Origin of the sequence: Citrobacter sp. Ce129 (assembly GCF_030334545.1) — a bacterium.
Taxonomy (GTDB): domain Bacteria; phylum Pseudomonadota; class Gammaproteobacteria; order Enterobacterales; family Enterobacteriaceae; genus Citrobacter; species Citrobacter europaeus.
Genome location: NZ_JAOWDS010000065.1, coordinates 201,375 through 219,362, shown reverse-complemented (window position 1 = coordinate 219,362; position 17,988 = coordinate 201,375). Strand labels below are relative to the sequence as shown.

Annotated in this window: 15 protein-coding genes and 1 pseudogene; 10 read left to right on the top strand and 6 right to left on the bottom strand. The window is 49.1% G+C overall.

The window, feature by feature from the left end:
- Positions 1-134: 134 nt before the first annotated feature.
- The 4 genes from OGV77_RS14960 to OGV77_RS14945 all read right to left on the bottom strand — a co-directional run bounded on the left by OGV77_RS14960 (position 135) and on the right by OGV77_RS14945 (position 2,992).
- Positions 135-1,085 (bottom strand): bifunctional helix-turn-helix transcriptional regulator/GNAT family N-acetyltransferase, encoded by a 951-nt coding sequence (locus tag OGV77_RS14960; RefSeq protein ID WP_170928002.1) that lies wholly within the window; start codon positions 1,083-1,085, stop codon positions 135-137.
- Between the two features lie 156 nt (positions 1,086-1,241).
- Positions 1,242-1,937 carry an alpha/beta fold hydrolase gene (locus OGV77_RS14955; protein ID WP_087050605.1) on the bottom strand — a complete coding sequence of 232 codons (696 nt, stop codon included), beginning with the start codon at positions 1,935-1,937 and terminating at the stop codon, positions 1,242-1,244.
- A 42-nt stretch (positions 1,938-1,979) separates the two neighbouring features.
- Positions 1,980-2,288 carry an AzlD family protein gene (locus OGV77_RS14950; protein ID WP_087050606.1) on the bottom strand — a complete coding sequence of 103 codons (309 nt, stop codon included), beginning with the start codon at positions 2,286-2,288 and terminating at the stop codon, positions 1,980-1,982.
- Positions 2,285-2,992 carry an AzlC family ABC transporter permease gene (locus OGV77_RS14945; protein WP_087050607.1) on the bottom strand — a complete coding sequence of 236 codons (708 nt, stop codon included), beginning with the start codon at positions 2,990-2,992 and terminating at the stop codon, positions 2,285-2,287. The genes OGV77_RS14950 and OGV77_RS14945 overlap by 4 nt, the downstream gene beginning before the upstream one ends.
- 145 nt (positions 2,993-3,137) lie before the next feature.
- Between OGV77_RS14945 and OGV77_RS14940 the strand changes: the two genes are divergently transcribed.
- The 5 genes and pseudogenes from OGV77_RS14940 to trpS all read left to right on the top strand — a co-directional run bounded on the left by OGV77_RS14940 (position 3,138) and on the right by trpS (position 8,430).
- Positions 3,138-3,989: a LysR family transcriptional regulator gene (locus OGV77_RS14940; RefSeq protein ID WP_228084740.1), complete on the top strand. Its 852-nt coding sequence runs from the start codon at positions 3,138-3,140 to the stop codon at positions 3,987-3,989.
- A gap of 203 nt (positions 3,990-4,192) precedes the next feature.
- The gene (locus OGV77_RS14935; RefSeq protein ID WP_047411496.1) at positions 4,193-5,302 is read left to right on the top strand and encodes an AI-2E family transporter; all 1,110 of its coding nucleotides are present in this window, start codon (positions 4,193-4,195) and stop codon (positions 5,300-5,302) included.
- A gap of 191 nt (positions 5,303-5,493) precedes the next feature.
- A pseudogene (locus OGV77_RS24865) lies at positions 5,494-6,171 on the top strand (HAMP domain-containing protein); the annotation flags it as partial.
- Positions 6,151-7,206: a sensor domain-containing diguanylate cyclase gene (locus OGV77_RS24860; RefSeq protein ID WP_502873699.1), complete on the top strand. Its 1,056-nt coding sequence runs from the start codon at positions 6,151-6,153 to the stop codon at positions 7,204-7,206. The pseudogene OGV77_RS24865 and the gene OGV77_RS24860, both read left to right, overlap by 21 nt.
- Before the next feature lie 219 nt (positions 7,207-7,425).
- Positions 7,426-8,430 (top strand): tryptophan--tRNA ligase, encoded by a 1,005-nt coding sequence (trpS, locus tag OGV77_RS14925; protein WP_087050609.1) that lies wholly within the window; start codon positions 7,426-7,428, stop codon positions 8,428-8,430.
- A 183-nt stretch (positions 8,431-8,613) separates the two neighbouring features.
- Here the strand turns inward: trpS and OGV77_RS14920 are convergent, their stop codons facing one another.
- Both OGV77_RS14920 and OGV77_RS14915 read right to left on the bottom strand, forming a co-directional pair.
- The gene (locus OGV77_RS14920) at positions 8,614-9,912 is read right to left on the bottom strand and encodes an anaerobic C4-dicarboxylate transporter (RefSeq protein ID WP_087050610.1); all 1,299 of its coding nucleotides are present in this window, start codon (positions 9,910-9,912) and stop codon (positions 8,614-8,616) included.
- Between the two features lie 107 nt (positions 9,913-10,019).
- Complete coding sequence (locus tag OGV77_RS14915) at positions 10,020-11,450, bottom strand: aspartate ammonia-lyase (protein WP_043016459.1); 1,431 nt, start codon at positions 11,448-11,450, stop codon at positions 10,020-10,022.
- Positions 11,451-11,587: 137 nt separating this feature from the next.
- Here OGV77_RS14915 and OGV77_RS14910 point away from each other — a divergent pair, with 137 nt between their 5' ends.
- From OGV77_RS14910 to fecA, 5 genes are all read left to right on the top strand, one after another.
- Entirely contained in the window at positions 11,588-12,526 is a 939-nt protein-coding gene (locus OGV77_RS14910; protein ID WP_087050611.1) for a LysR family transcriptional regulator, read from the top strand.
- A 348-nt stretch (positions 12,527-12,874) separates the two neighbouring features.
- Positions 12,875-13,726, top strand: coding sequence for a glyoxalase III HchA (gene hchA, locus OGV77_RS14905; RefSeq protein WP_043016461.1), 852 nt, complete (start codon positions 12,875-12,877; stop codon positions 13,724-13,726).
- A 335-nt stretch (positions 13,727-14,061) separates the two neighbouring features.
- Positions 14,062-14,583, top strand: coding sequence for a ferric citrate uptake sigma factor FecI (gene fecI / locus OGV77_RS14900; protein WP_047411508.1), 522 nt, complete (start codon positions 14,062-14,064; stop codon positions 14,581-14,583).
- A complete protein-coding gene (gene fecR, locus OGV77_RS14895; protein WP_087050612.1) occupies positions 14,580-15,533 on the top strand; it encodes a ferric citrate uptake sigma factor regulator FecR in 954 nt (317 codons plus the stop codon). The genes fecI and fecR overlap by 4 nt, the downstream gene beginning before the upstream one ends.
- An 86-nt stretch (positions 15,534-15,619) precedes the next feature.
- The gene (gene fecA / locus OGV77_RS14890) at positions 15,620-17,944 is read left to right on the top strand and encodes a TonB-dependent Fe(3+) dicitrate receptor FecA (protein ID WP_087050613.1); all 2,325 of its coding nucleotides are present in this window, start codon (positions 15,620-15,622) and stop codon (positions 17,942-17,944) included.
- The last annotated feature ends 44 nt before the right edge of the window (positions 17,945-17,988 follow it).

Genomic DNA, 17,988 nt, shown 5'->3' with positions numbered 1-17,988 from the left:
ATTGACGACCCTTTTCGGGAAAAAACATAACGGTTTCACTATTAAATCATAGCGTACGATATCTGCTGTGAGTTCAACTGATAGATGCAAGTACTCAAAAAAATCCTGGCCGCCAGGGGAAGTGGTTAGCGGTTTTAAGATGCCTTTCGAGTGAACTGTTGCTCAGTAATAGTATTACCCCATTGATCGCCTTCCCATTCTTTCGATAATTCAAATCCGAATGATTCGTACAATCGTCTTGCCGCAGTAAGTTTATTAAATGTCCACAATTGAACCGAAGAGAATCTCTGCTCATCACAAAATCTCATCGCTTCGCCAATAAGTTTTCTACCCAGTCCGCTGCCACGACACCCATCGTCAAGGATGAACCAACGCAGATGCGCCTCATTATTCCCCAGATCCTCACCGTCAATTGCAACTGAGCCGACTATGCGCTCATTCACGATTGCCAGCCAAATCTGATTACATGGCTTGTCCAGGCGACCAGAAAAATCAGCAAGACCTGCGGCAACCTTCCCTTCAAAAAAACTGCCGAAGTTATGTTCTCTGGCGTAATAGCCGCCATGCATTTCAGTAATACGACCTATCATGCCGGGATGATAACCCGTGACTATTTTTACGCTGTTACGCAGGTTACCCTCGTTTCTTTCACGACAGGCTTTCAACGCGTTGGCATAGGAAGAAAGACCTTGTAATACAGCTTGCTGTGTAAACGGATCGAGCTTACCAAGTGCTGCTCCGACACGTTCGTCAGCATAAGTATTGATGCTATGTACGGTCTCCACGCCCTTCCCGGTAAGGCTTAGCCGTTTTGTCCTCGCATCTTCAGCAGAAGGAGCTTCTTTAAGCTCTCCGGCTTCAACAAGTTTAGCGAGCATGCGGCTAACGCTGGACTTCTCTAGCCCCAAGATCTGGACCAATTGAGCGGCTGTCAATGACCCATGTGTTTCAATTTCAAGCATGGCGTGAACTGCTGAAGGAGGATAGTCGGTTGCAGCCAGGTTTTGGTTCATGAACCCAAGCTCTCGCACCATTAAGCGTGATGCCGCACGTATGTTTTGTATGTTACTTAGTTCAGAAATCATGAGCATTACCCTGCAACAATAGTTGCATCATACAACCATTGGTGTGAGGAATTTGTCAATCCCTTATTCTATATCCGCTTCCCGCTCGAAGTAGACCTTGCGATGCATCAGGCTGTCCGTTTCGTGCCAATAGCAGACCTTACCCACTGCAGTAATTTACCCGACTGAGATCCATTCAGTAATGGTTCTCGCCAACGCCTCAGGTTGTTCGAGCGGGATCATATGACCGCAATCCTTGATGGTTCTCAACGATGCACCAGGTATGGCATCGACCAGTTCCTCCGCCTCCTGCATGGAACGGATGGCGTCATCTTCACTGGCAATAACCAGAGTGGGACAACCTATCGTTGCTGAAGGATTACCTTGTCGGGTTAAGGTCGATTGCGTAATGAAGGCTTCAAATCCGAGACAACGTCCCATTTGCTGGATAGTAGAAATCATATCCCGATCTGATGCGTTTAGGGGGTGCAGTGACCGGGCAATAGCATTGCTGCTCAGCCCCTTAAACGTTGCGGGTGACAATGACTGCACGCTTTGCCGCTTTGATTCCGCCTCTAATGGCGTATCCTCCCGTAACGAACTGGCAATCAGTACCAGGGACTCCACACGATCCGAAAAATCTGCAGCAAACTGCCGGGCAATGTACCCTCCCAGTGAAAAACCTATCAACGTAAATTTGTCAGGCAGACAGGTACTCATATGCTGCGCGATATCATGGAGGGTTAGTCCTCCGGTTACGGAAGCATGATGAACAATACAGTTTGCCGGCAGGTATGTTTCAAATTCATGCCAGAGCATTTCATTCAGCATATACCCGGGAATTAAAACGATCGTTCGTGGCATTAGGCTCATAGCACTCGCTTAAATGTATCGAAGGATTAGCTCAGGAACGGTTTAAAAATATCTGACCAAGGCTGAAACGACAATCCCAAGGGTGATAGCTATTAAAGGTCTTTTATAAACCAGCATCACGACGGCCGTGGTCAATAATGCCATCTGAGCGCCTTTGTCGCCTGTGAGGGCAACGGGGGCTAAAATCGCCACGAGAACGGAGCCTGACATCCCCTGAATAAAGGCTTTTATTCGGTGATTAAAAGGCACAAAGGACATAATCCAGACACCACCCCATCGGGTAACGAGTGTGACCAACGCCATAATAAAAATAATAATAAGAGGTCCTGTGCCTACCGTCTCAATACTCATTTTTTCTCTCTCATGATAATTCCAGTAATACCTCCGGCGAGGGCTCCAGCGATCACATGACTATTTTCTGGTAACCATTTATACGCTATCAGCGAGGCACTGGCCGCTGCGGCCCAGATAATCAACATCCTCAGGTTTCTTTCCCCTTCGAACACCATAGAAAGGAGAAAACACCCCATGACCATATCAAGACCAACGCTTTTGGGATCCTGGATAACGCTCCCAAAATACAGTCCTGCCAGGGTCCCTGCTCCCCAAAAAAGCCATAACGCAAGACCGCCACCAAAGAGTAATCCCAACCCCGCGCTTCCCCTGCTGAATGCCTGTATGGACATGGCCCAGTTAGCATCGGAAACGACCATCATGATCCCGTAGCGTTTAGCGGGTGTTAACGCGCGCAACCACGGGTATAAAGTGGCCCCCATTAACAGATGCCTGGCATTAATGGCAAAAACGGTGGCGATAAGGGTTAATACAGGAACCTGATCGGTCCAAAGCTCTAAGGTGGCGAATTGAGCATAACCGGCAAAAACCAGCAAACTCATCATTGTCGCCGACGTCGGGTCCACTCCTTTCTGCGATGCGGCCAGGCCAAAGGCGGCACCAAAAATAGCGACAAAGAGTGAAACCGGGATAAGCTGCCGAAAACCATCCCATATCAGCGAATGATTAAGTTGAGACAAATCGGGCTGGTGATGCGTCATCCGGGACCTCATGAATTTCATAACAGTGAAAGCAAACAGGGGGCCACTATGACAGTATTGTGGAATCGATAAAAACGCATAATAATTGATATTAATATTTGATTATCGAATGCAAGGCTCAAAGGTGCATCATCAAGACCTCCAGATGGACTGGCTTAAATGTTTTGTCGCGGTAGTGGATGCGGGATCGCTTTCGGCTGCGGCACCTGAAGTCCATCGCTCACAATCTGCGGTCAGCATGCAACTTAAAAAGCTGGAATCTGCATTAGGGTGTCAGCTTTTACTTCGCGGCCCTCGTCAACATCAACTCACGTCTGAAGGACAAAAACTGCTGGGGTATGCCAGAAGGATGCTCGACCTTCATGCTGAAACACAGGCCGCATTTCACGGTAAGGAGTTAACAGGGCGTATTCGTCTGGGAGTTCCTGATGACTATGCAGCAAAATACCTTACCCCTGCGCTGAAGAGATTTGCCCCTAACTTTGGGTCAGTCGAGATCGAACTGAGCTGCGAGCAATCAACGTCACTCATTCCTCGCGTTGAGAGCGGCGATCTCGATTTGGCCCTGGTCTCCCGGGAGCAACCCAACCAGGGCGCGTTACTGTTTTATGAACCGATGGTGTGGGTGGGTTCTCCACAGTTTGAGGTCTGGCGGCGCGATCCATTACCCATTGCGGTTTATGAAAGTACAAGCCTTGCTAAACGTAGTGCTATCAACGCACTAGCACTGCAGGGGCGGAGATATAAGGTGGTGTATAACAGCTCCAGTCTGTCGGGACAGATTACAGCTGTAGAAAGTGGCCTGGCTGTTGCCGTTCTGACCCAGTGCAGCGTGCCACCTCATCTGCAAATTCTTGGCAGTGAACATCTTTTGGGGCCTCTTGAACCCATGGAAGTCTCATTGTTCAGAAGCCATACTTCCCAGGGTTCTCCTGCAGTGGATAGTTTGTACGATTTGCTCCTCAGGACATTACGGGTCAGAAAAGTTGAAAGTTAAGACGATTTATTAGGTGCCTCAACGTCCGCTCCTCGCTCGCAGCAGACCTTCGCTGCTGACCTTTAAAAGCCAGGAAAGAATCTTCATATGACAGGGCGTCCGCTCATGCCTTGTCATCTTTCTTCTTAATATCTGCAGCTAAAGTTGGTAATTCCCCTGAACGGTTCTATAGTCGTGACTGCTTCTCATTACAGGGTTCACTAATGCGATTTAACGGACTGACTAAAGGTTTCTTCATTTTCATACTTGCCCTCGTGACCTGGGCATTCTTCGATGTATTGTCCCCCTACTTTTCCGCCATTTTGTGGGCCGCAATCCTGACCACTATCTTTAACCCGGTGAAAAACAGACTGCGCACGGCGCTTGGGGAACGCAACGGGCTGGCGTCACTGCTCACCATCGGCATCATTTGTCTGATTGTCTTTATCCCACTGATGATAATCCTCTCCTCGTTAGCTATTGAGCTGAACGTGGTATATGCCAAATTACAACAAAACGACACTCAGTTTCCCGAAGTGGTTACCGCCATTATTTCTTATCTTCCTGACTGGGCCAGAAGTTTCCTCGCAGAACATAATCTGGATAACGTCGCGCAGATTCAGAAAAAACTGTCCGACATTGTCCTGCAGGGTGGACAGTACCTCGCAGGCAGCGCGTTCCTGATTGGTAAAGGAACATTCGGCTTTGCTATTAGCTTTGGCATCATGCTGTATCTACTGTTCTTCTTACTGAAGGACGGACCGTACCTGGTGCGCCAGATTCTGGACTCATTACCGCTTTCTGATTTTGCCAAACAGCACCTGTTTGCCAAGTTCGTCGGGGTGACGCGGGCAACGGTCAAGGGCACGGCGGTAGTGGCATTGGTTCAGGGTATCCTGGGCGGCATCGCGTTTGCCATTGTTGATATCGACGGCAGCGTTCTGTGGGGCGCGCTGATGGCGTTTCTATCCCTCGTACCCGCCGTCGGCTCAGCAATCGTCTGGGTACCAGCGGCAATATTTCTCTTCGCTACGCACCAGTTGTGGCAAGGGCTGTTTATCGTAGGCTTCTTCGTGATTATCGTCGGGCTGGTGGACAATATCCTGCGCCCGCTGCTGGTGGGGAAAGACACCAAAATGCCGGACTACCTGATTCTGATTACCACCCTCGGCGGCATGGAGATCTACGGCATTAACGGCTTTGTGATTGGCCCCCTGATTGCCGCACTGTTCATCACCTGCTGGAACCTGTTTTCCGGGCGTGACCATGCAGGTAACGTGGAAGGAATCGACGAAGCCTTTATGGAAGAAGGAAAAAATCCTCCAGATTTATGATGGCAGGACGATAACAGAAGGCGGTCCTCGGACCGCCTTTTTTATTTTCACGCAAAATCATACGTTTCCTATAATTTCAATCATGCGTATTCATTAATCGTCGCAGAAGGAACTAATCAGTGCGAATTGCCACAATCACCAACTGGGCCTACAGCGCGACGGTATGTCTGACCATAGCCTCCGGCGTTGTCATGTTGATGGCCTCCAGCGCCGATAACACCGAACGCCAGGTGGTGGAGCAGCGATACCAATTCGATCAGCTGACCGAAGAAGTAGAGCTCGACGCCTGGTCGCTGTCCGATCTGGCACGCGAATATGTTATTGCAAAAGATCCTGAGGCGCTTAATGCCTACCGTCAGAAAGAAGCATCGCTAAAAGCGGTGGAACAGCGGTTGTCGAAGCTAAAAGACATCGGGGCAACGGATGAAGAGCTGGCGCTGTTACATGAAGGACTACAGATTGTTGATGCCCTGCAGGATGAACAAGCTACGGCGCTTGCCAGCGTCGCGCGCGGAGAAGAGTCGCAGGCCATCGCCCTGCTGTACGGGAAAACTTATGAACAAGAACTGGAGCGCGCCCAGGATCGGATAGACCATTTCCGTCAGTTGCTCGACAACCGCGTACGCGACACCATTGAAGATGCTACCCAGGCATCGCGCACGCTACGTACGGCCTCGGAAGTGATGGTCGGGCTAACGGCACTGCTATTTTTGTTTGTCCTCGGCTTTATTTTAAAACGCCGCGTATTACGCCCCGTTGTACGGCTGAGCGATGTGGTTAACCGTCTGGCGTCGCAGGATTACGCCGTGGAAACGCCCAGCTTTAACCAGATCGATGAAATCGGCGATATGGCGCAGGCGATCCGAATTTTTCGCGAAAACGGCCTGGTACGACAACGACTGGAGAAAGAACGAGATGCCGACTGGGCTATCCGCGAGCTGCTGGCGCGCATGACTCAACGTTTGCAGGGCTGCGAGAGTTTTGCCGATGTCATTAATGTGGCCGAGCTGTTTGCGCCAAATATTGCCCCGGGTATTGCCGGGCGGCTTTACATACTGGACCGCGAACCCTGGCAGATGCGCTGCGTTGCGCAATGGCTTTCACCACAGGGCAAAGCAGACGCTTTCCACCCGGACGAGTGCTGGGCTGTGCGCCGTGGTCAGAGCCATCCCCCGTTGCAAGGCGAACCCGATATCGCCTGCTATCATCTGCCGGAGTCATGCCAGCAGCACACTTTGTGCGTGCCACTGATTGCCCAAGGTGAAGCCATTGGTCTGCTCTCATTCCAGAACCTCAGCAAAGATTCTGCTCCCTCACGGGCGTATCTGGAGCTGATGGCGGAAGCACTCGGTCTGGCGTTAGCCAACCAGCGCCTGCGCGATGCGTTGCTGGAGAAAGCGCTCTACGATCCGCTAACCGGACTGCGCAACCGTCACCATCTGGAAGATACGCTACGCACCCAAATGAGCCAGGCAGTACGTAACAAAGAGCCGATAAGCTGCCTGATGATCGATATCGACCATTTCAAAAATATTAACGACCGCTTTGGTCATGAGGCAGGCGATAGCGTGATAAAAAGTATCGCGGCGACTATTCCATGCGTTGTCCACGACAGCGGCATGGCCTTCCGCTACGGCGGCGAAGAATTTCTGGTGCTGCTGGCTAATACGGATGAACAGGCCGCTAACCGCTTTGCAACGGATATCTACAACGGCGTACGCGAACTGTCGCTGCGCTTTGGCGTCTCTGACATTGGTCACGTCGATGTCTCTATCGGCGTTGCCAGTTATCCACAGCACGCCCAGAGCGACAACTTGCTGCGCGCCGCAGATGTCGCGCTGTACCGTGCTAAAGAGTTGGGACGTTCGCGCATCGTTAGCTTTGGCATGCTGGAAGCAAGCTGAGTTACGCCGGCATTACGTGCATTGCTTTACCTCTGCGCCAGGCGGTGATATGTTAACTGGATGAACATAAAACACGATATCACCGCTTTTAATTACAACCAGTGGTGGCTGCCTTCTTAAAGGCGGTCAGAATGTGTTTTCCCCATTTTTAGATAACCGCCGAAAGGCGGTTATTTGCATTTAAAGACCCCTTTCGGTTTTATGATTAAGGAGTCTTACATGAACAACAAAACCATCATCCTCACTGGCGATCGTCCCACCGGCCCGCTGCATCTTGGCCACTATGTTGGGTCTCTGCGCCAGCGTGCTATTCTGCAACATGATTATCAGCAGTTTATATTGGTTGCTGACCTGCAAGGGCTAACCGATAACGGCAGCACGCCGCAAAAGATCCGGGACAATATTCCCGAAGTACTGGCCGATTACCTCGCCGCTGGTATAGACCCTTCACTCACTACCATTTGTCTGCAATCTGCACTGCCCGCCCTCGCTGAGCTGACCACTCTTTATATGAACATCGTCACCGTAGCTCGCGTGGAGCGTAATCCCACAGTCAAAAACGAAATTGCGCAGAAAGGTTTTGCCCGCTCGTTACCGGTTGGCTTTCTGGTTTATCCCATCAGTCAGGCAGCAGATATTACAGCTTTCAAAGCCGAAGTGGTTCCCGTCGGCGACGATCAGTTGCCAATGATTGAACAGACCAATGAGATCGTACATAAGATGAATAGCCTGTTACCAGCCCCCGTCTTGTCGCACTGTAAAGCGTTGCTGAGTGAAACCAGCCGCCTTCCAGGGATTGACGGTAATGCCAAAATGTCTAAATCGCTCGGTAACACATTACTCTTATCCGCCAGCGAAGAGGCTATTCATCATGCGGTCAGCACAATGTACACCGACCCTAATCATCTAAAAGTCTCCGATCCGGGGAAAATTGACGGCAATATGGTATTCACTTACCTCGACGCTTTTCATCCGGATAAAGCGAAAGTGGCTGAGATGAAAGCGCATTATCAGCGCGGTGGACTGGGTGACCGGGCATGTAAAAACGAGCTGGAGATGTGCCTGCAAGAGCTTATCGCCCCGATGCGCGAGCGGCGGGCAACCTACATCCAGGATAAAGGCATGCTGATGGCGATGCTCAAAAAAGGAAGCGAACAGGCGCACGAAATTACGCAGCAGACATTAAGAGAAGTGAAGCAAGGTCTGGGTTTACCGGTATTCTGAGCGCTGATAACACCCTTTTCGATAAATAAAGATAGCTCCCGACGAATTACTATCGTCGGGAGTTATCAGAAGCTGACACGCAGCTTATTGGTCAAATACAGTAAAAGTTAGTTATCTTTAACCCGCTAAAATATTCTGCGTTACATCCTGGCATGTCCTGAACTTGCTTAGAAATGATATTAGTTAAAGAATGATTTTTGCCAGAATGAAACCGACTGGTACCGCAACCACTATAGAGATACAGCCTGGCAAAAAGAATGGATGATTAACTATCTTAGAACCATTCCATCGTTTACTTAAAAATGAACCTGTATCATCGGTTGCAATAGCAAATGCAGTTGTTGGATAAATATTAGTGAGATAAAGTGCGCTAACCGCGACAAAACTGGCCAAAATCGCATCAGCACTAATGCCAATAGAAGCAGCAATAGGCATTAATAAGGCACACGTTGCCCCCTGACTGAATAACATTGCACTGGTACAGAAAAAAACAACTGCAAGTAAACCAGGATATAAACGCAACATATCACTGGCTTGTATTTTTATCTCGTCAATGTGTGCGCCAATAAGCGTACTGCTTAACCACACAATACCTAATACCACTACTAATGATTCAGCACCAGATTTAAATATAGGTGAATTCTTCAGCTCCTTCATATCCAACTTGCATGTAAAGATAATGACCGTGGAAACAACAAACATGGCAATGATTATTAAATCGCGGGAGTTAATTTTGTGCCCAATAACTGACTTAAACATCAACATACAAACCACAAATAAAACACCCATCAGGAATATCACTACCGATGATTTAGCGCTGGCGGGAGTCTCATAGCTGACATGTTTATTTATAACGACTTTATTTTCCTGCATAACTTTCCTACAAACGGGATCATCAGCCAGTTTTTCGCCCTGTTTACTGGCGATGAAAGCTGCAACTAACACAGCAAAAAAAGCGGTGGGGAAAACAATCAACATAGCATCAGCAAAACTGACTCCCATTACCTCTACTGTACCATACATAATTGCCGTGGCGGCAGAGATTGGTGAGGCTGTAATCCCTAACTGTGAGGCTACAACAGCAGAGCTTAATGGCTGACTGGGTCTGATGCCGTTATCTTTTGCAACTTCCTGAATCACATTCATGACAGACATGGCGGTATAACCTGTCCCGGAAAGTACTGTCAGGATAAAGGTCACAGTTGGCGCAAGAATATTAAGGCAACCTGGATTATTGCGTAATAATTTCTCTGTCACAGTTACTAAATAATCCATTCCGCCAGCCTGTTGCATTGCAGAGAGCGCTACAATAGTAGACAGAATAATGAGCATAACGTCGACAGGCGGGCTCCCAACCGGAACATCAAAAATAAAAACTGCAATTGCTAATCCAACCCCACCAGCGAACCCTACGCCAATCCCTCCCCAACGGGCGGCAAGCATGATAGTCCCTAGCAATAAAGCGATATGTAAAATCACCATATATTTGACCTATTTAAAATTATAATTCACGCAAAAGGGATGTAAAGGTAATGAATATAATTATTCATTACCTTAAGTTAAAGTGAGTTGTTTATCACATCGGTTGATTACGAAATATTCATTTCCTTTTTATACCGTTTAATTACTGCTGTACTTTTTTGTGGGTCAGTCATATTCATTGGGTCAAGCAAATAATCTGCCTGTTCTGGCGTCAGCAGCTTTTCTGCTAACACGACCTGTTTTACACTGGTCTGCTGCTGATACGCAGCCTTAGCAATTCTGGACCCAACCTGATAGCCAAACAGTGTTGCGATGATGGTCGAAAGCGCCGTACTTTCCTCTGCATAACGCGTGCTCACTTCTTCGTTGATCGCTATATCCTTCAGGCAGTTATCAATAAATAAGGGTATACTTTTACTCAATAACGAGCAGGACTCAAAGAGAGCTTTCAACAATACCGGTTCCCACACGTTCAGATCCAGTTCCCCCCCCTCAACAGCCATCGTCACCGTCAGGTCATTGCCAATTACCTGATACGCAATTTGATTTATCAATTCAGGCATCACTGGATTAATTTTTCCCGGCATAATTGACGAGCCGGGTTGAACAGCAGGAACAATAATTTCATTAAAACCGGCTCTTGGTCCTGAACCCTGAATACGAAAATCAGTAGCCATTTTTGAGAGAAATGCAGCTATTTTTTTTAGCTGCGAGGAAAATTCAATATAGAAATCACCATGTTGGAGACCATCGAAGAAATCTGATTCTGGGGCATATTTATCTCCAGTAATACTTTCCAGCCACTGATAAACTGCCGGAAGATATCCTTCGTGAGTGGATAATCCTGTACCTATTGCTGTTGCTCCCAACGGTAAAAATAATGCTTCTTCGCTTACTTCCACCATTTTCGCTTTAAGTTTACTGACCTGTGTGCGATAAGCGCCAAATTGCTGGCCAAACGTCATCGGCACTGCATCTTGTAAGCAGGTTCTCCCCAACTTTACCTTGTCAGCGAACAAGCAACTTTTTTCTGACAACACGGCTTCAAGTCTTTCTAATTGAACTAACAGTTGATTTATATTCATACGGCTGGTCATTTTCATCGCCGCTGGAATGACGTCATTGGTTGACTGTCCCATATTAACGTGGGTATTCGGGTGAATCTCATCATATCCACGTTTGCCAGTGATAATCTCATTGGCACGGTTTGCGACCACTTCATTCATATTCATGTTAGTTGAAGTACCGCCTCCCCCCTGGAATATATCAATAGGGAAATGGGCATCATAATCTCCGGCCATTACCTCCTCTGACGCTTTAACGATGGCTGATGCCTTCTGTTGATCCAGAGCACCAATTTGTCTGTTAGCCTGTGCTGCTGCTTGCTTGATTACGGCGATAGACCATAAAAAGTGCGGGATTTCTCCTGCGGTTTTTCCTGACACTGAGAAATTCAACACCGCACGTTGTGTTTGAATACCGTAGTAAGCCTCGTCTGGCACCATTAAAGTTCCTAATAGATCCTTCTCTTCACGCATTTTTCTATCTCTTGTGTATTAAGGTTGCCAATACATTAAATTACCGATATGACAGATAGTTTGAAGTAGCTCAAAGAAAAAATACCATTTAAAAGTTAGATAGATACTATTAAAAACAGTAATAATCCGGGGTGTAAATGAAGGATATCAACTTCGACTTTAAGCAATTACAGGCATTTCTGGCCGTGATAGATACAGGCTCATTTACAGCTGCAGCCAAGAAACTTAGCGTAACCCAGTCATCAATTTCACAGCAGGTTGCGAACCTGGAACTCGCCTTAAATACTGCTCTGGTTAACCGTTCTCAACGCCCAATCCAGATGACAATAGCCGGGCAGGCTCTCTACCCACTTGGGAAAAAAATTATTGATAACGGTGTCCACCTTCAAGAACATATCAATGCTATAAGCGATGGACATATCTCACATCTGAAAATTGGTTTTGTGGATTCAATTAGTAAAACTGTTGGTTTGGATATCCTTAAGTTCCTGCAACCACAGGTGAAGCATATTTTACAGGTAACTGGCACAGCATCAGGATTGCTCCTGGCGCTGAATAAGGGGGATATTAATCTGGCTGTAACGATGTTGCATACGGAAATGCCGCCCAATGTTAAAATGTACCCATTGATTGAGGAGGAATTCCTCTGTATTTGCCCAAAAGGATGGCCGGAAACAGAATTGGAAGAATTATGTAAGCAACGGAATTACATTGCTTATACCAAAAATACGCCAACAGGGATCCAGACACTCAACTGGCTGAAATGGCAGAATTTCTCCCCTTCAATTCAGTTTGAAATTGATAATGCTGATGAGATTTTAAAGCTAATTGCCTGCGGGTACGGATGGACGTTGACTACGCCGTTATTTATTACCACCTTTCCAGCTTTCTCTGACTCACTGAAGATCATTCAGATCAATAAACCCAAAGAGCGTCGCAAAATTGTTTTGTTGTGCAAGAATGATGAGCTTTCAGGATTTTATAAGAACCTGGCATCTGAGATTCGTTCAATACTGGAATTGAAACTGGAGCAGCAGTTTTACAGTCACCTGAAGCTGGATGCTAATTCACTATAATAAATGGGTATACGTACCTGCTTGTTACCCAACCAGCAGGTATTGGATCTGTCATGCGCCTGGTATAAGCAACAATCGCTTTCAGATGTGATCAGGATAACTATAAATACTATTATTCAGATGAAGAATATCTGAGGGCGGTCTGAATTCTCTGAAACAGCATATGAGAGAAGTTGCTTTATGGTGTGGTTCTGACTGTAGCCTATTTTTCAGTTTCGTTCATGTAGAGGCCATTCACTGAACGCATGCTCCGGGCTGAAGTGAACTGAACGGAAGGCTTTTAATGGTAAAAACCGGCGAATTCAGACCCGGGAAAGAGAGTTAACATCAATCAACGAGGAATACGTAATGACAGATGATAAAAGTAAACACCCGAAAGTGGATCATGCTGAAGAAAACGCATTTTTCCCTTCTGACTATTCTCTGAGTCAGTTTACCAGCCCAGTATCTGACCTTAGTGACTACAACTATCCCAAACAGTACATGGGAGAGAAAAAGGTGCTGGTCATCGCTGCGGATGAGCGTTACCTGATGACTGATAGCGGGGCTCTGTTCTCAACAGGAAACCATCCTGTTGAAACGCTGATTCCAATGTATCACCTGCATGCCGCCGGTTTTGATTTTGACATTGCGACAATATCAGGTTACATGACCAAGTTCGAATACTGGGCCATGCCGCATAAGGATGAAAAAATTATGCCATTTTTCAGCGGGTATAGGGCTAAGTTTCAAAATCCTGAAAAATTGTCCAATATATTGAGTAGCCTGAACGAGCAAAGTGAATATGCTGCCGTGTTTATTCCTGGTGGCCACGGCGCACTGATTGGACTGCCAGAAAGCAGCGAAGTAGCCGATACCCTTCGCTGGTTCATGAACAATGACCGCTTCGTCATATCCCTTTGCCATGGCCCTGCAGCATTCCTTTCGCTACGTAATGGCGATAACCCTCTTAAAGGCTATTCTATTTGTGCTTTCCCTGATTCAGCTGATAAGCAGACGCCTGATATAGGTTATATGCCTGGTCACCTCACATGGTATTTTGGCGAAGCGCTTAAGCAAATGGGGATGAACATTGTTAATGAGGACATTAAAGGAAGTGTTTACAAGGATCGTAAGGTGCTCACTGGGGACAGTCCTTTTGCGGCCAATGCACTTGGTCAACTGGCAGCTAAAGAGCTCCTTTCAGTTTATGCCTCCTAATCATTGTTAGCTTAAGTGCATAATACGGAAATTGCCTATTTTTCATATAGTAAGATTTAATTGATCTGGCAGCGGCAGTCACATTGACATATGTACCTGTCAGATCATATTTTTGGTGTTTTGGGCTTATGGAAGATTTAGTGATCCTGCTTTCTGGTCGTCAGGTCAGGACGAAATAGCAGTCTCCGCTCATACTAATGAGTCTCTGAAACTATTTTTTATAAAAAACAACATATTAAAACCCTCAACGACATACAATTTATATTTCTAATTGTAATGATAACCATTCTCATATTAATATGGCCGCGTGATAATTAACTTTTGATGCATTCCGCATGTCTGACCACGCCACTACCACTGCTTCATTTACGCTCGAGTCGCTTTATGGCGCACATCACGGCTGGCTGAAAAGCTGGCTGACGCGCAAACTCCAGTCCGCCTTTGATGCAGATGACATTGCCCAGGACACTTTTCTACGGGTAATGGGCAGCGACACGCTCTCGACAATCCGCGATCCTCGCTCCTTCCTGTGCACTATCGCCAAACGAGTGATGGTCGACCTGTTCCGCCGACACGCGCTGGAGAAAGCCTATCTGGAGATGCTGGCGCTTATGCCTGAGGGGCTGGCGCCTTCGCCCGAGGTACGGGAAAGCCAGCTCGAAGCCCTGCAACTCATCGACAGCATGCTTGACGGACTAAATGGCAAAACACGCGAAGCGTTTCTGCTTTCGCAACTGGATGGTCTGACATACAGCGAGATCGCGCTGAAGCTGGGTATTTCCGTCAGCTCGGTGAAAAAGTATATGGCAAAGGCTATCGAACATTGTTTGCTGTTTCGTCTGGAGCACGGCCTGTGAACGCTTCTATTACCGATTCTCGCCGCCAGGCATTGCGATCGGCATCACACTGGTATGCCGTATTGAGCGGCGAGCGCGTCAGCCCACAGCAGGAAGCGCGCTGGCAACAATGGTATGAAGAGGACAAAGATCATCAGTGGGCATGGCAACAGGTTGAAAACCTGCGCAGCCAACTCAGCCACGTACCGGGCGATGTCGCCAGCCGGGCATTGCACGATACGCGCCTTACCCGTCGCCACGTCATGAAAGGGTTACTGTTGCTGATGGGCGTGGGCGGCGGCTGGCAGCTCTGGCAATCTGAAGCCGGTGAAGGGCTGCGCGCCGACTACCGCACCGCCAAAGGCGCGGTCAGCCATCAGCGGCTGGACGATGGCTCGCTGCTGACGCTCAACACGCAAAGCGCCGCAGATGTTCGTTTTGATACGCGACAGCGCGCTATTCACCTCTGGTACGGTGAAATTGCCATTACCACGGCAAAAGACGCCCAGCGTCGGCCTTTCCGGGTGATGACCCGCCAGGGTCAGCTCACCGCCTTAGGCACGAAATTTACCGTCTTCCAGCAGCTCAACGCCACGCGGGTTACCGTTCAACAGCACGCTGTTGAAGTCATATTGGCAAACCGTCCGCAGGAAAAACGCATCGTCAACGCTGGTGAGAGTCTGCTGTTTAGCGCGTCTGAGTTTGGTGCGATAGCTTCAGCGGATGATGACAACGCCGCCTGGACCCAGGGCGTTCTGAGCTTCAGCGATAAACCGCTGGGTGAAGTGATTGCCGCGCTCGGCCGTTATCGCAACGGCGTGCTGCGTTGCGATCCGGCTGTGGCCGGACTGCGCCTGAGTGGAACTTTCCCGTTGAAAAATACTGATGCGATCCTGGATGTGATTGCCCAGACACTTCCAGTTAAAATTCAGTCAGTTACACGATACTGGGTAAATATATCCGCATTGTAAGAAAAATAATTCTCATTTCGATTGTCCTTTTTCCCCTTCTCGTTCGACTCATAGCTGAACACAACAAAAATGATGATGGAGAAGGTATGACGCCTTTACGCGTTTTTCGCAAAACAACACCTTTGGTTAACGCCATTCGCCTGAGCCTGCTGCCGCTGGCGGGGTTATCGTTATCCGCCTTCGCAGCACAGGTTGATATCGCTCCGGGTTCGCTCGACAAAACCCTTAACCAGTATGCCGCGCTCAGCGGAATTACCCTGTCGGTTGACGCCAGCCTGACGCGCGGTAAACAGAGTGACGGTCTCCACGGTGACTACGACGTCCAAACTGGTCTGCAACACCTGCTGAGCGGTAGCGGCCTGCAGGTGAAATCGCTGGGCAATAACAGCTGGACGCTCGAGCTTGCGCCAACCCCGCAAGAAGATGCTCTGACCGTAGTGGGCGACTGGCTGGGAGATGCGCGCGAAAACGACGTATTCGAACATGCTGGCGCACGTGACGTTATCCGCCGTGAGGATTTCGCCAAAACCGGTGCGACAACTATGCGCGAGGTGCTGAACCGCATTCCTGGCGTCACCGCCCCGGAAAACAACGGTACCGGCAGCCACGATCTGGCAATGAACTTTGGTATTCGCGGTCTGAACCCGCGCCTCGCCAGTCGATCAACCGTACTGATGGACGGTATTCCCGTGCCGTTTGCCCCTTACGGCCAGCCACAGCTTTCACTGGCACCCGTCTCGCTCGGAAATATGGACGCCATCGACGTGGTACGCGGCGGTGGAGCAGTGCGTTACGGGCCGCAGAGCGTGGGCGGCGTGGTGAACTTTGTCACCCGCGCTATTCCGCAAGACTTCGGTATCGAAGCCGGCGTGGAAGGCCAGCTCAGCCCAACGTCCTCACAGAATAATCCAAAAGAGACACACAACCTGATGATGGGCGGTACGGCAGATAACGGTTTTGGTACCGCCCTGCTATACTCCGGCACTCGCGGCAGCGACTGGCGCGAACACAGCGCGACGCGCATCGACGACCTGATGCTGAAAAGCAAATATGCGCCAAACGAAGTGCATACCTTCAACAGTCTGTTGCAATACTACGACGGTAAAGCCGACATGCCCGGTGGCCTGTCTCGCGCGGATTACAACGCCGATCGCTGGCAATCCACGCGCCCTTACGATCGCTTCTGGGGACGCCGCAAGCTGGCAAGCCTCGGCTATCAGTTCCAGCCAGACAGCCAGCATAAATTCAATATTCACGGCTTCTACACCGAAACCCTACGCAGCGGCTACCTGGAACAGGGCAAACGCCTCACCCTTTCACCGCGTAACTACTGGGTACGTGGCATTGAACCTCGCTACAGTCAGAGCTTTATGATGGGCTCTTCCGCGCACGAAGTGGGCGTAGGTTACCGCTATGTGAACGAGTCGACCCATGAAATGCGTTACTACACCGCCACCAGCAGCGGACAACTGCCGTCCAACGCCAGCCCTTACGATCGCGACACCCGTTCCGGCACCGAAGCGCACGCCTGGTATCTGGATGACAAAATCGACGTCGGCAACTGGACTATCACGCCGGGTATGCGCTTTGAACATATCGAGTCATATCAGAACAACGCCATCAAAGGCACACATGAGGAAGTGAGCTATAACGCCCCACTTCCGGCGCTAAACGTGCTCTATCACCTGACTGACAGCTGGAATCTTTATGCAAACACCGAAGGCTCGTTCGGCACCGTACAGTACAGCCAAATTGGCAAGGCTGTGCAAAGCGGCAATGTGGAACCGGAAAAAGCGCGAACCTGGGAGCTTGGAACCCGATATGACGATGGCGCACTGACAGCGGAAATGGGGCTGTTCCTGATTAACTTTAATAATCAGTACGATTCTAACCAGACCAACGACACCGTTACCGCACGCGGTAAAACGCGCCATACCGGGCTGGAAACCCAGGCCCGCTATGACCTCGGCACGCTGACGCCAACGCTCGACGACGTGTCGATCTACGCAAGCTATGCGTATGTGAATGCCGAGATTCGTGAGAAAGGCGATACCTACGGCAATCAAGTGCCTTTCTCGCCGAAACACAAAGGCACGTTGGGCGTGGACTATAAGCCGGGCAACTGGACCTTCAACCTGAACAGCGATTTCCAGTCCAGCCAGTTTGCGGATAACGCCAATACCGTTAAAGAGAGCGCCGACGGCAGCACCGGCCGCATCCCTGGCTTCATGCTCTGGGGCGCACGCGTAGCCTATGACTTTGGTCCGCAGATGGCAGACCTGAATCTGGCGTTCGGCGTGAAAAATATTTTCGACCAGGCGTATTTCACCCGCTCTTACGACGACAACAACAAAGGCATCTACACAGGCCAACCGCGCACGCTGTATATGCAGGGGTCGTTGAAGTTCTAAATCCCGTTTGCCCGGCCTGAATGCTGTTTTTTACAGGCCGGGTA